Below are 13626 nucleotides of genomic sequence, written 5' to 3'. Positions count from 1 at the left end.
TTACACCTCGCCTTCACGGATGATCAGTTGAATTTTAGTTGGGTTGTAGGCATTACATGGGTTATTCAATTGTGGACAGTTTGAAATCAGTACGATCAGATCCATTTCAGCTTTGATTTCGACATATTTACCGGGTGCAGAGATACCATCATCAAACTTCAATTTTCCTTCAGAAGTCACAGGTACATTCATAAAAAAATTAATATTGGGTCCAATATGACGCACCGTTAAAGCATACTTTTTGGCAATCTCATGTTGTGACAAGGCGATCATGAAATTATTACGGCAACTGTGCATAGGGAATTTATCATGGGCATAACGCACAGTGTTACTTTCGCAAGAACATGCACCGCCCAAAGTGTCATGGCGACCGCAGTTATCATCATTAATAGTCGCGATTTTATTGCCAAAATTGGTATAAAGCGTTGTGTCTTTTTCTAAATAAATCTGTTGATTGAGCGCCAAAGTATCGGTTGCACTATAACGTTCTTCAGGGTTTGAAGCTGCGATAAATAGTGTGTCTACTGCTTGATTGCCTTCAACATCGACAATACGGAAGTATTGACCTTTCTTCACTTCACACATCCATGCTTCACCTGCAGGACATACGTCATTTAATACTTCTTTTTCAAATTTAGCCAATGCTGACATGATGTGTCCTCCTTTAGACTAAACTGCATCGAGTGCGTAGTAACGGGCATTATTTTGAAATGCTCGTTGGTTTTGTGGACAGGCGTCACGACAGATATCCGTCTCAGCCAAAGGAAGGGCTTTAAAGAGTTTCAGCTCAATATCAGCAGGTACATATGTATTCAAAGTATCTAAGCCATGCGGTGCAGCAGATAAAAATACCAAGCAATCCATCTCAAAACGTAGCTGAATGATTTGATTGGTATTATTGGATTCAATATAAGATAAGTGACCTGTATCATCAGGTATTACTCTAGAAAAGAAATTAACTGTTGCGCTTAAATCCGTCGCCCCTAGCCCAAATTTAGTCATTTCCAAAATCAAACTGTCTTTGGCGTTGCGGTACATGTCATTACGTGCATCTTGAAACGTCTTAACACCAAATTGTTTTTTTATTTGTGCTGCACTACTCGGTGCGCAGATCGCATCATTCCACCCATGATCATCTTGAACAATTGAAATCATCGCACGACCTAAGTCAGAAGCTAAAATATGACCTGTACTTAAAAATGCTGTGTGCTGTGCTTTTAAACTGTCAGACATGTTGTAGCGTTCAAGTTTGTCCTCAGCATTGACACAAAATAAAGATACATTGGCATGCGCAGCCAATGCCTTAATCTGTAACACTGTGCCACGTTGAATCCGCCCTGACCAATGGTGCCCACCGGGTAAAATTTCAGCCCAAAGTGCTTGATCATTATGATAGTTATAACTCTTAGTCATTTGCTCCACCTCTTTTTCAGGTTATTCAACCTCCCGGGCTTTTATCCCTCCGTGTAGCTCTGCTTTTGTTCAAAACTAAGCCGTGAACTCTCGGTCTCAGACATACGTTCTTCATCGAACTGTATCGGAACCCTAGATCACTTTGATGATAGATAGAAATATGCAAATGATGTGCCAAAGCAGTCATACTGTTTTAAGGCTAAACAATACTAATTTTGAGCGATTGTTGAGCATTTTTATCAAGGATTTTTCTGAATGCACCATAAATGACTTTTGTTATACAATACAGTCGACTTTACAAGATCAGCGCATTAAAAATATGTGATTAACGATGGGTTTAGAGAAATCTTATTCGCAATAATATTTACGGAAAATGCTTTAAATTATAAAAAGAGCTGAAAAAATACAGAGATTGTTTTATTTTTACACGTTTGATTTATTTTTCCCGTTTTATTGCAGAAAAATATTTGACACTTTTAAATATTCACCCTAATATACGCCCACCTCTGAAACGACCCTATCGTCTAGAGGCCTAGGACATCGCCCTTTCACGGCGGTAACCGGGGTTCGAATCCCCGTAGGGTCGCCAATTTATTTTAAATTTGGATTTCAGAAATTTGCCTCATCTTATTGACCCTATCGTCTAGAGGCCTAGGACATCGCCCTTTCACGGCGGTAACCGGGGTTCGAATCCCCGTAGGGTCGCCATATATTCTTTGATTATAAATTTTAAAATACTTTTCCATTATTATTTTCCAAAATATCATTTTTCCTAAAATTGCATATTTTTTCTTCTATTCTTAAATAAATCACTGCTTTGACTGATGAATTTACATTTCAGGACTTGAAAAATAGCCATCACCCTCGATTTAATATCACAAGACCAGTTTTTTGCATAAATGATATGAATAATCAAAACAGACCTGAAATAATTACCATTGATGATCATAACTTCGGTAGTCATGTTGAACATTGGAGTTTGCTGACCGATAACCCAACGGCTGAAGTTCCAAAATGGTTAGGTCTGGCTTTAGATACGCCGGTGATGCCTATGGGGCTATGTCAAAAAGAAACAGACATGGATGAAAGTGCTTGGCTAATCCAAGGACCAAATGGTGCAAAAGTTCAAATTGTTCAGGTCATCGCTGTTGAAAACAATAAACCTAAAGCAATGAAAACTGCTTTTCCTAGTTTTGAAAGCCCGTATTCCATTCAGGCTGAAATAGATCGTATCATTACCTGTAAAACCAATACACAAGCCGTATTACGCCTTCAACTAGGTCAAAGCACCGTTTATGCTTTTGATAGCTTATACAGCGTTAATCATGCGCACTACAAAAAAGATCAATCCTATCAAGTACAACTTAATGCATGGGCATACGAGTTAGAAAAAGTATCCGATCATGAGCAAATCGTAGTCGATGACCCAGCTTCGATCAAACATCATCGTGCCCTCAATGAAATTTTGTCGAAAAATAATGGAATTGCCCCAGACAATCTACAGGCATTAATTGATGCTTGGGAACCAAAATCTGAGGCAGATAAAGAACCTGTCACTGTCGATTTTTCAAAAATGGTGGCATATCTGTATGGCGAAACTTTAGGTCAAGAAGATGAAGCATGGTTTCAAGGTAAAATTGTGGGCAAAACCCAAATGCAATTTATGCAAGAAGACTATACTCTTTATGATGTCACTTTAATTTTAGAAGAAAATCAACCTGCTATTTTGGTGCGTATCGCTACAAAAAATCCAGATTTTAAAAACTTTGAAATTGGACAATATATTCGTGGCAATATTTGGATTCAGGCAAATATTTATTCAGAAGCCAAAACAAAATAATTTAAATAGGTTTCATTTAAAAAGCTCAATATTTTAAATTGGGCTTTTTATTTGAATAATTCAACTTTATGGGTACATTTCTAAAATAAAAGATTCATCATTCTTGTTTAATTTATGTAAAATAGCACAACGGATTTCATTGCATTTTTGAATTTAAAAATGATTTTCCAAATGGATTCCCTAATAAATACGCATTTATTTTCTGTTTAGCAGTTGAAATAATTACTCAAATTTTCATATAGATATAAAAACTAGCAGGAAACGCTGTCTTTCTTCACTCAGTTTGATTTGTAGATTTTAAATAGAAATTTAAACTTATCCACATTTCTAGGTTTCGATAAGATCATTTATCTTTAAGATATTGTCCTAAATTCAGCTTGATTTTGACATTCATATTAAACAGCACTTTATTTGCACATTTTTTTATGTTACAAATAGCTCGAACCGATAGATTTAACAATAATTTAAAATCCAGGCTCAGTGATGAAAATTACACCGGAACAACCGACCCATCTTATTCAACAACATAGTACATTCCGTTTACCTTGGGATAAAGGCGCATGTTGCTTTTTTATCTTAGGGATATTTTTAGCCGCCATGATTTTTCATCTTTTAGGTATTTTTCCGACTGTTTAAATTTTAAATATAAAAAATCCCTCATTACGAGGTAATGCCAGTCAGTTAAGAAATTGACTGGCATTTTCTTGGATATTTTTGTGCTTTAATTTTCACGACTCGTGAACATTCTCTCTGCCTTTTTTCAGGTAATACAAATATTTTTGATTGTTCAAATAATTGTGCTAAATGTTTAGGTAAGTTTCCTGCTGACTCTAAAGGCGTATGTCTTAAGATATTGATAATACCTATGGATGCAATATGGAAACTGATCCTTAAAGGACTGACATTTGCATGTTGGGCGATAAATTTCATCTGTCGTCTCAAAATATTATAAGCTATAAATACACCCCACAATTCTTGATACACCAAATCAGGTTGCTTACTTCTTAAAACCTTTGAATCCTGTAAATCACTTTTAATTTCTCGATAACACATTTCTATTTCCCAACGCTGCATATAAAGCATCGCAAGGTCTTTGAATGGATACGCTTTAGAATCTGTCAATGATGTAATGTAACGCCTCGTTTTTCCTGCATATTCAACTTCAAGCAAACGGGCTTCCCAATAATCACCTAATGCTGGATTGATCTTTTTTGCTCTTGGTGAAACAGGCATTTTTATCTGAAAGTCATGGGCGGCATTATTGTGAATAACTTCATAACGAAGGTTATCTTTTGCACGCATCAACCAATGACTTTCTTCTGCCTGAGATTGCCAACTCACTAAAAAATCAGCAGAGAAGTAAGCACGATCAAATAAGGTAATACTATGAGCAGGTGCTTTTAATTGACTAGCTAAGGTTAATTCACCTTGATCCATACTGCCAATTTGGGCATCGATCATTTCATGTGTATTGGTATTCACAAGACAAGTTGCTCTAACTTGTGGATAAGGAACAACTGCTGTTTTCCCTTTAGAAGAGCCAAAGTGCTTAAAGTTTTCTTCGGTATGAGGCATAGACCAAACCACGCCGTCTACAGCACAAACGCACAGACCATGAAAGTTATTATATTGTTGTTGTGAGTCTTTAAGCCATGCCTGACTTAATGTTGAAAATAAAGCACTCATAGGTTCTAAACCTAAGCGCTGTCTTGCCTGTACCGATGCACTAGGTACACAGTATTCTGTTGTACCGAAAACAAGTTGTAATTGCTGAACTACATACCAAATTGGTTGGTTTCGAAATAGAGCAAGTCCAATGACTAACCAAACAACATGTTCAGCAGGAAGTTTTCTTTTTCGAATGGATGCTTTACCTGTTTGATTTAAGCAATCTTCAATCCAGTTTAAATCAATTAACTCACTAAATTGAGAAAGTGAAGGCAAGGTTTGTTGTAATGTTATATCTAAATTCTGAGATAATTTCATAAAAAAAAGAGCGTATTTACATACACTCTTTTTACAGCATTTTAACTTTTTTTGCTTAACTGACTGGCATTACTCATTACGAGGGATTTTTTATTATCGTTCCTTAAACTTAAGCATTCCGTTTAGCAAAATCATCCATAAAGTTAACCAACGCTTGTACACCTTCTAAAGGTACAGCGTTATAAATACTTGCACGCATACCTCCTACTGAACGGTGACCAGCAAGGTTAAGCAGATGATTTTGTTCTGCTTCTTGTAGGAATAATTTATCCAAATCAGCATTTGCTAAAGTAAATGGCACATTCATAATTGAACGATTTTGCTCTGCGATTGGGTTTGCATAAAAGTCGCTTGAATCAATATAGCCGTATAACAATTTTGCTTTTTCAAGGTTAATTTTATGCATTGCATCTACACCGCCCTGCTCAAGCAACCACTCAAATACTAAGCCTGATAAATACCATGCGTAGGTGGCAGGCGTATTCACCATAGAGTCATTTTTTGCTTGTGAAGCATATTTTAATAAGCTTGGAATTTCAGGTTTTGCTTGATCAAGTAAATCATCACGCACAATCACCAGCGTTAAACCTGCAGGACCGATATTTTTTTGCGCACCCGCATAAATTAAACCAAATTTAGAAACATCTAATGGCGCAGATAAAATGCTTGATGAAAAATCAGAAACCAAAGGCTTATCGGTTTCAGGAATGTTGGCAAATTGAATACCGCCAATTGTTTCATTATCTGCATAATGGACATAAGCAGCATCATCAGATAAGTTCCATTGACTTTGATCAGCAATTGCTAATTTACCATCAATTGTAGTACCTGCTTCAACAACATTGATCTCGCCGTAACGTTGTGCTTCTTTGGTGGCTTTTTCAGACCAAATACCCGTATGGATATAATCAGCTTTTGGATTTTTACCCAACAAGTTTAAAGGAATCGCAGAAAATTGTAATGATGCACCCCCTTGTAAGAACAAAACCTTGTAGTTTTCAGGAATGTTCATAAGTTTACGCAAGTCTGCTTCTGCTTTTTCAGCGACAGCCACATAGTCCTTACTACGGTGGCTCATTTCCATGATGGATAAGCCTTTACCCTGCCAATCTAACATCTCTTGTTGAGCTTTTTCTAAAACGGCAGTAGGTAATGCAGCAGGACCAGCACAGAAATTGTACGCGCGCATGATTTTTCCCTTATGAAAGTGAAACGAATGAAATAGGCGCATTTAACCACAAATTGACTTTTCTTGCAGCAGCTTTGTTAGTCAATCTTTCAATATGTTTCAGAATTTAGAATTGATATTTCAATAACAAAGTTTGAACCTATTTTATAGACACTGAATGTTTTGCAGTTTCATTTTAAATCATAGAAAAAATTAACCTCATCTACTAGATCAATATTTTTATCTTTACAGATAGTAATATGCTCTTTAAATATAAATAATGTGGGATCACTACAAAAACCACACAGGATAAATATGACTTTTAGATTATTTATTCTAGTCATTCAAGGTTAGAATAGTTTCAAATTTAAACAAATACTGATGATTTTGCAGATGAAATTGACAAAGTATTATCCTAAAAAAACATTATGTGCATCTATGCAACTATGTGGCTTATTCATACTCAATACGGCTTTAAGTCACCCTAGTTTTGCTGAGAATCTCAGTTATGCCCAAGCCGAACAGTATTTACTGGAAAATTCCTATACTTCTCAAGCCAATGCTGCATTAGATCAAGCTTCAAAATTACAAGCGGATGCCGTGAAAAATATTGGGCTACCACGTGTAGATTTAAATGTTCGTGCTTATAAATTCCATGCAGAAACAGATATTCCTTTGGATGGTGTGAAAAATAATCTAGAAAATACTTTATCTTATGGCGTCAATGAAAAAGTAGACCAATGGCAAACACAACAAAATCTGCCAACGACTTTAACTGATCCTTTAAAAGAGGGTTTAAATCAGGGGATTCATAGTGGAATTGGCTTAATTCCGGATACCGCCAATGTGGTGCTTGAAGACGAAACCATTCGCCCAACACTATCCGTCATGATGCCCATTTATACAGGTGGACTGACGACCACAACCAAAAATATTGCCAATCTCAAAGCCGAGCGCAGTCAACTCAACACGAAGCAACAGCAAGACACGCAACGTTTTGAAATTATTCAAGCATATTTCAATGTACAATTACAAAAACAATTATACAATGCCAGTGCTTTTAATTTACATGCCATGCAACAACATTATGATAATGCACTAAAACTTGAACATCAGGGTTTTATTAGCAAAGGGCAACGCATGCAATTTGAAGTTGCTAAAAATAATGCAACCCGAACCTATCAAAATGCCGAATCAAATTTATCTTCAAGCCAATTTCAGTTGAAAAACCTACTTAATAAACAGTCGATTGATCAACTTACGACGCCGCTTTTTATTAACAGAGTCCAACAAAACAGCATAGATCAATTGTTAGCATCCTATCCTCAAAGCTCAAATCTTGTGCAAAAAATGCAGATGGATACACGCTTAGCAGATGAAAATATCAAAGCACAACAAGCAGCGAAAAAACCAACACTTTTTGCTTTTGGTGAATATAGCCTAGACAAAGATCAGAATTGGATCGTCGGCGTTGCTGCTCGCTACAACTTATTTTCAGGCATTGATAAAAATAAAAATGTGCAAGCCGCTGAACTTCAACGTTATGCGGCTGAACTCGGTACGGCACGCACGAAGCAAGAAATTGAAAATGTGATCTATACTTCCTATAACGCACTGCAAACTGCACAAATGAATCAGCAACTGTTACGCCAGAATGAAGCGGCGGCAATGGAAAATTTACGTATTCAAAACTTATCTTTTAAAGAAGATATGGGCACAGCCACCCAAGTCATTGATGCACAAAATCAACTCAGCGCCTTGAAAACGGAAATGGCAATAAATGCTTATAAATATGTCATGTCATTGGCGACTCTTTTACAAAGTCATGGCTCAATTGATCAATTTAAAAGCTATGTAGATCAGTCAAATACTGATTATATTCGTTAAAATGGGGAAAGTAATGACACAAGAACACGACCCAAAACTTGATAAAGTTACAAATACAGACTCAGCAGCAAAAAATACAACGGAGGAAAGTCTTGATTTAAATTCTCAACAAGAAGCACAAAATCAAGCTGATCAAACTCGCCCTGAGCCAACACCTGACTCTAAAGTGGTTGAAGCTCCACTATCAGATCCAGCACCTAAAAAGACTTTGTTGATGGTTTTGGGGTTGGTGATTTTAATAGCCCTGCTGGGGTTAATTGCATTTGGCTTATGGAAAACCTATCAGCCCAAAACCATTGATGTGCAAGGTCGTGTTGAAGCTGAAACTTTGCACATTAGCACTAAAATACCGAGTCGCATTGAAGAAATTTTAGTAAAAGAAGGTCAAACGGTCACTCAAGGTCAAGTTCTAGTGAAACTAAGCAGCCCAGAAGTTGAGGCAAAAAAACAGCAAGCATTGGCAGCCCTACAATCTGCACTTGCCTTACAATCAACCGCTGAACGTGGCTCACAACAAGAAAATATCGATAGTTTATATGCCAATTGGCAAGCCTTAAAAGCACAGGAAGCTCTCGCACAAACAACTTATCAGCGGGGTGCAAACTTGTTTCGTGAGGGCGTGATTTCACGTCAACGCAGAGATGAAATGCATGCCGCAGCACAATCCTCACATCAAATGACCGAGGCAGCTTATCAACAATATGCACGTGCCAAACGTGGTAGTACCACACAACAAAAATCCAGTGCCGATGCACAAGTCGATATTGCTCAAGCTGCGGTCAAAGAAGCCAATGCGCTCGAAGCAGAAACTATTTTGAGTGCACCAGGTAACGGCACTGTTTCTAAAATTTACGGCAAAGCATCTGAATTGGTAGCAATGGGCGTGCCTGTGGTGAGTTTGCTAGAAACCGATGCACAATGGATCAGTCTAAATGTCCGTGAAGACCAATATGCGCAAGTCTATCAAGCCAAAATCTTACAAGGTTTCATTCCTGCATTAAATCAAACTGCTGATTTTAAAATCGACAGCATTGATGCTGAAGGAGAATTTGCCACCATCAAGAATACCCGTCAAACAGGTGGATATGATGTGCGTAGTTTTAAACTCAAGCTCGTACCTGCTGAAAAAATTGACAATTTAAAAGTGGGCATGAGCGTCATTTTTAAACTCCAAGAGCTTAAATAAAATGTGGGGCTGCATGCTGCGTGAGTTACGTTATTTAATACGCCATAAATGGGATTTGGCTTTGGTCACGCTTGCACCATTATTTTTGCTGATTTTATTTGGCAGTATGTTTTATGCAGGCAAAGCAGAACATTTACCGATTGCGATCATTGACCAAGATCAAAGCCAACTGAGTTTAAATATTCAAAAATATTTAAGTCATAACAGCACACTGCAGATCTATGAAGTTTCTGACAATGTCGATGAGGTTGAAAAATTAATTAACCAAACCAAAGTCTGGGGCTATGTGCATATTCCTGAAGGTGCAGAACAGCGTTTGGTCAAAGCACAAGATGCAGGGATTAGTATTGCATTTAATCAGTCTTATTTTAGTATTGGTAATAGCATTTCTTCAGCAATGCTACTGTCCACGATTGAAGGAATCACAGATTTTAGTAAAAATACGTATTTGCAAAATAAACTGCCCTACTTAAATATTCCGACTGCAAGCCTAAAAATTTCACCTTTATACAATCCAAACCTAAGTTATGAGTTTTATTTAGAACCTTTCATGATTCCTGCGATTTTGCATTTATTACTTTGTTGTTGTGTGGCTTTTGCAGTTGGACAAGAACTTAAATATAACAGCACTGCAAAATGGGTGCATCATCAAGGTTTTCTTCAAGCAATTTTGGCAAAAAATTTAGTCTATGTTTTGATTTTTAGTGTTTGGACATGGCTGTGGATGTTTTGGTTGATTGAAATTCGAGGGTGGTTTGTAGCGGGTCAACTGTGGCTGATTTTAGTGGGGCAATTCTTTTTCTATTTGGCTTATGCGTTGATCAGCACAACAGTTGTGCTTGCTACGCAAAACTTATCCAAAACTTTCGGTTTTATTGCTGTCTATGGTGGATCATCTCTTAGCTTTGCTGGCGTGACATTGCCTTTAAATAATGCACCAATTTTCACGCAATTTTGGGCAAATATTATTCCCTATACGCCTTATGCCAAGTTACAAACCGAACAATGGGTCGTCGGCAGCCCGATCAGCATTTCACTGATTCCATTGGCGATTCTTGTGCTTTATTGCATTTTTTATGCTGCGATTTCCACAATTTTATTGAAAAAAATGACAAGAAAATTAACACAAGGAGCTACTCATGTCTAAATTCAGTAGCTTTTTCAAACAACTTTATCGTGATTATCTAAAAACATTCAAGGATATTGCAACAAATTCGTCCATTTTAACCACAATGGTTTTATCAGTATTCTTTTACAGTTTTTTCTATCCTACTGCCTACAAAGCACAACAAGCCGAATCATTACCAATTATTATTGTGGATGAGGAGCAGAGTTATTTAAGCAATGCGATCATTACACAAGTGTATAAAAGCCCAAATGTAAAAGTTCAAGACATCACTGGCAATTTTGAAGAAGCCAAGCAACTGCTCCAGCGACAAAAAGCAGATGGGATTTTGTATTTACCCAGCAATTTATCCAATAGCGTTGCTCGAGGAGAAACGGGTGGCATTGGCTTATATCTCAGTGCTGCTTATTTTTTAAAAACCAAACAAATCGGTTTAGGTTTAGTCAGTGCCATTGAAAATACCCTTGTGGAATATGCTGAAAAATTTGGACATATTTCTGATTTTAAGGTTGCTCTTTCAGTTCATCAGATTCCCTTATTTAACACGCTTTCAGGCTATGGCAGTTATATTTTTCCTGCCATTGCACCCTTGATTATTCACCAAACCATTTTACTTGGCTTATGTATGCTGATCGCAGGATATAGAGAAAAATTTTGGCGTGCATCGCCTAGTGCATTTTTCGGAATTTATGGTGCTGCGTTGACCATTGGGTGTTTAGGCTGTTTTTATTTATTTGGTTTTACTTATTGGTTTTATGATTATCCACATGGTGGAAATTTCACCGCAATGTTTATCGCTGTTCCAATTTACATCAGTTGTGTGATTGCGTTAGCAATGCTTTTAGCCAGTTTTTTGGATCTGTCTGAACGTGCTGGACATGTGATTGTATTTACTTCTATCCCTTTATTTTTATTGTCTGGCGCTGCTTGGCCAGTATCGGCAATGCCGATCTGGATGCAATATTTTTCACAGATTTTACCTTCTACCCAAGGGATTAATTTATTTATCCAACTGAACCAAATGGGGGTCACTTTAGATATTGTGTTTCCTAAACTGATTTATCTTGCAACTTTAGCTTTGATTTTATTGGTTTTAGCATTTTATCGGCTGACTTCTATGTATAAAAAATAAGAATAGATATATCAACTATAATTTATAAAATTAATTAATCTTAAATATAAAATTGGATCATTAAATTAAACTGAATTATTTTTATGCTGTTGATCGTCACTTTACAGAAAAAATTTAGGTTCACTATGTAAATAAGCGCAAAATAAAGCACTTTCAGAATACTCTTAAACATTTTTAAAATCTCCCAATTGACCACTCCCACAGTTCTTGTCGGGGGATTTTTTGCGTGTTTTTCATAGAGTTTTTCTTTTCGCCAAAATCTGAATTTTAAGGGCTCAGTATGAAGAAAATCAAAATTAGCCTTGCTTGGCAAATTGTTATTGCGCTCTTCCTCGGTATTCTCGTTGGGGCATTTCTGCACAACTCCCCAGAATTCCGTGATGATATTGTGACGAACTTTCTACAACCATTGGGTAAGATTTTTATTAATCTCATCAAAATGATTGTGATCCCATTGGTGCTTTCTATGCTGATTTTAGGCATTGTCAATGCAGGTGACAGTAAAAGTGTCGGTAAGCTCAGTTTTAAAACCATTGTTTATTTTGAAGTCATTACAACCATTACGATTGTGGTCGGTCTTGTTGCTGCCAATCTCTTCCAGCCAGGTGCTGGCATTGATATGTCTAAACTCACTACTTCAGATATTTCACAGTATCAACAAACTACACAAGAAGTCAGCCAACAAGCTCACGGCTTGGTGAATACGATTCTGTCGTTGATTCCATCCAATATTTTTACTGCCATGAATGATGGGCATATGCTGCCAATTATTTTCTTTGCTGTGATCTTCGGGATCGGTTTAGGTTCGCTTGCCAAAGAAACCAAACAGCCGTTAATCGATGTATTAAAAGCCATTTCTGAAACCATGTTTAAAGTCACACATATGATCATGCTGTTTGCACCTTTTGGTGTATTTGGCTTGATCGCTGCAACTGTGGCAAACTTTGGTTTTAGTTTACTTTTACCGCTCATTAAACTTGCAGCTTTAGTATATGGTGCAATTATATTCTTTATCTTTATCGTACTTGGTTTGGTCGCTAAATTCTGTGGTTTTAGTATTTGGACAATTATCAAAATACTCAAAGATGAACTAATTCTAGCTTATTCGACTGCTAGTTCAGAAACAGTTTTACCGCGTATGATGGAAAAAATGGAAGCCTATGGCGCACCAAAATCCATCACCAGTTTTGTTGTGCCGATTGGTTATTCTTTTAACTTAGATGGTTCCACCCTGTACCAAAGTATTGCTGCGATTTTTATTGCTCAGCTTTATGGAATTGAGTTAAGCATTACACAGCAAATCATTTTAGTTTTAACCTTAATGATTACTTCTAAAGGCATCGCAGGTGTACCGGGTGTATCTTTTGTTGTTCTATTGGCGACACTTGGTAGTGTTGGTATTCCACTTGAAGGGCTTGCATTTATCGCGGGGATCGACCGTATCTTAGATATGGCACGTACTGTGTTGAATGTAATCGGAAATGCACTTGCTGTGCTTGTGATTAGTAAATGGGAAGGTCAATTCGACATGGAAAAACAAAAATCGTATAACTTTGATGCAATGCATTAATTTTAAGATTTAAAATCAGAAACCACCTGCGGGTGGTTTTTTATTCTACAGCACAACAATCATCACCAGTACTTTGTAGTCTTCTTCTTCAGTTTCAAACACGTCCACCTCATATTAAGTTTTTCATTTGTTATACACAGCAAAATAGGCGGTCAGTCCTAAAATTAGATATAAAAGATGATTTTTTCATAGATTAACTACCCTGTGTAGGTGTTTACCCATAGCAGATTTAATCAAAACTTATTTTTTATTGTCTTAAATTTTATTGACGACAATTTTTTAAATGCATAAATTTAAAAACACATGCAAAATAACACA

11 protein-coding genes, 2 tRNA genes and 1 riboswitch are annotated in these 13626 nt (G+C 36.8%); of the genes, 9 read left to right on the top strand and 4 right to left on the bottom strand.

The window, feature by feature from the left end:
- Together DJ533_RS07125 and DJ533_RS07120 are read right to left on the bottom strand one after the other, a co-directional pair.
- Window positions 1–651, bottom strand: coding sequence for an urea amidolyase associated protein UAAP2 (locus DJ533_RS07125; protein ID WP_065995263.1), 651 nt, complete (start codon window positions 649–651; stop codon window positions 1–3).
- A gap of 18 nt (window positions 652–669) precedes the next feature.
- Window positions 670–1413, bottom strand: a complete 744-nt coding sequence (locus DJ533_RS07120) for an urea amidolyase associated protein UAAP1 (RefSeq protein WP_065995264.1) — start codon at window positions 1411–1413, stop codon at window positions 670–672.
- A 28-nt stretch (window positions 1414–1441) separates the two neighbouring features.
- Window positions 1442–1560: riboswitch (guanidine-I (ykkC/yxkD leader) on the bottom strand.
- A gap of 366 nt (window positions 1561–1926) precedes the next feature.
- Here DJ533_RS07120 and DJ533_RS07115 point away from each other — a divergent pair.
- The 4 genes from DJ533_RS07115 (at window position 1927) to DJ533_RS18655 (ending at window position 3889) form a co-directional block, all read left to right on the top strand.
- A tRNA-Glu gene (locus DJ533_RS07115) sits at window positions 1927–2002 on the top strand.
- Window positions 2003–2045: 43 nt separating this feature from the next.
- Window positions 2046–2121: transfer RNA gene (locus DJ533_RS07110), tRNA-Glu, on the top strand.
- 196 nt (window positions 2122–2317) lie between these two features.
- Window positions 2318–3253 (top strand): hypothetical protein, encoded by a 936-nt coding sequence (locus tag DJ533_RS07105; RefSeq protein ID WP_065995265.1) that lies wholly within the window; start codon window positions 2318–2320, stop codon window positions 3251–3253.
- 483 nt (window positions 3254–3736) lie between these two features.
- The gene (locus DJ533_RS18655; RefSeq protein WP_171488542.1) at window positions 3737–3889 is read left to right on the top strand and encodes a hypothetical protein; all 153 of its coding nucleotides are present in this window, start codon (window positions 3737–3739) and stop codon (window positions 3887–3889) included.
- Between the two features lie 45 nt (window positions 3890–3934).
- Here DJ533_RS18655 and DJ533_RS07100 read toward each other — a convergent pair whose 3' ends face one another.
- Window positions 3935–5239 carry an IS4 family transposase gene (locus DJ533_RS07100; RefSeq protein ID WP_109849248.1) on the bottom strand — a complete coding sequence of 435 codons (1305 nt, stop codon included), beginning with the start codon at window positions 5237–5239 and terminating at the stop codon, window positions 3935–3937.
- Window positions 5240–5348: 109 nt separating this feature from the next.
- Entirely contained in the window at window positions 5349–6428 is a 1080-nt protein-coding gene (gene serC / locus DJ533_RS07095; RefSeq protein ID WP_065995556.1) for a 3-phosphoserine/phosphohydroxythreonine transaminase, read from the bottom strand.
- A gap of 417 nt (window positions 6429–6845) precedes the next feature.
- On the opposite strand from serC, the gene DJ533_RS07090 reads away from it, so the two are divergent.
- From DJ533_RS07090 to gltP, 5 genes are all read left to right on the top strand, one after another.
- A complete protein-coding gene (locus tag DJ533_RS07090) occupies window positions 6846–8294 on the top strand; it encodes a TolC family protein (protein ID WP_228716532.1) in 1449 nt (482 codons plus the stop codon).
- 13 nt (window positions 8295–8307) lie between these two features.
- Window positions 8308–9480, top strand: a complete 1173-nt coding sequence (locus DJ533_RS07085; protein WP_065995554.1) for an HlyD family secretion protein — start codon at window positions 8308–8310, stop codon at window positions 9478–9480.
- Between the two features lies 1 nt (window position 9481).
- Complete coding sequence (locus DJ533_RS07080) at window positions 9482–10627, top strand: ABC transporter permease (protein ID WP_065995553.1); 1146 nt, start codon at window positions 9482–9484, stop codon at window positions 10625–10627.
- Entirely contained in the window at window positions 10620–11738 is a 1119-nt protein-coding gene (locus DJ533_RS07075) for an ABC transporter permease (protein ID WP_065995552.1), read from the top strand. The genes DJ533_RS07080 and DJ533_RS07075 overlap by 8 nt, the downstream gene beginning before the upstream one ends.
- A 280-nt stretch (window positions 11739–12018) precedes the next feature.
- Window positions 12019–13308 (top strand): glutamate/aspartate:proton symporter GltP, encoded by a 1290-nt coding sequence (gltP, locus tag DJ533_RS07070; RefSeq protein WP_065995551.1) that lies wholly within the window; start codon window positions 12019–12021, stop codon window positions 13306–13308.
- The last annotated feature ends 318 nt before the right edge of the window (window positions 13309–13626 follow it).

The organism is Acinetobacter defluvii (assembly GCF_001704615.3).
GTDB classification, from domain to species: Bacteria; Pseudomonadota; Gammaproteobacteria; order Pseudomonadales; family Moraxellaceae; genus Acinetobacter; species Acinetobacter defluvii.
This window is presented reverse-complemented; position numbering and strand designations above follow the sequence as displayed.

What these genes read in the sequence shown, in the direction of transcription:
- DJ533_RS07125 (WP_065995263.1), bottom strand. Translation starts at nt 651, where the DNA reads ATGTCAGCATTGGCTAAATTTGAAAAAGAAGTATTAAATGACGTATGT.
- DJ533_RS07120 (WP_065995264.1), bottom strand. Translation starts at nt 1,413, where the DNA reads ATGACTAAGAGTTATAACTATCATAATGATCAAGCACTTTGGGCTGAA.
- DJ533_RS07105 (WP_065995265.1), top strand. Translation starts at nt 2,318, where the DNA reads ATGAATAATCAAAACAGACCTGAAATAATTACCATTGATGATCATAAC.
- DJ533_RS18655 (WP_171488542.1), top strand. Translation starts at nt 3,737, where the DNA reads ATGAAAATTACACCGGAACAACCGACCCATCTTATTCAACAACATAGT.
- DJ533_RS07100 (WP_109849248.1), bottom strand. Translation starts at nt 5,239, where the DNA reads ATGAAATTATCTCAGAATTTAGATATAACATTACAACAAACCTTGCCT.
- serC (WP_065995556.1), bottom strand. Translation starts at nt 6,428, where the DNA reads ATGCGCGCGTACAATTTCTGTGCTGGTCCTGCTGCATTACCTACTGCC.
- DJ533_RS07090 (WP_228716532.1), top strand. Translation starts at nt 6,846, where the DNA reads ATGCAACTATGTGGCTTATTCATACTCAATACGGCTTTAAGTCACCCT.
- DJ533_RS07085 (WP_065995554.1), top strand. Translation starts at nt 8,308, where the DNA reads ATGACACAAGAACACGACCCAAAACTTGATAAAGTTACAAATACAGAC.
- DJ533_RS07080 (WP_065995553.1), top strand. Translation starts at nt 9,482, where the DNA reads ATGTGGGGCTGCATGCTGCGTGAGTTACGTTATTTAATACGCCATAAA.
- DJ533_RS07075 (WP_065995552.1), top strand. Translation starts at nt 10,620, where the DNA reads ATGTCTAAATTCAGTAGCTTTTTCAAACAACTTTATCGTGATTATCTA.
- gltP (WP_065995551.1), top strand. Translation starts at nt 12,019, where the DNA reads ATGAAGAAAATCAAAATTAGCCTTGCTTGGCAAATTGTTATTGCGCTC.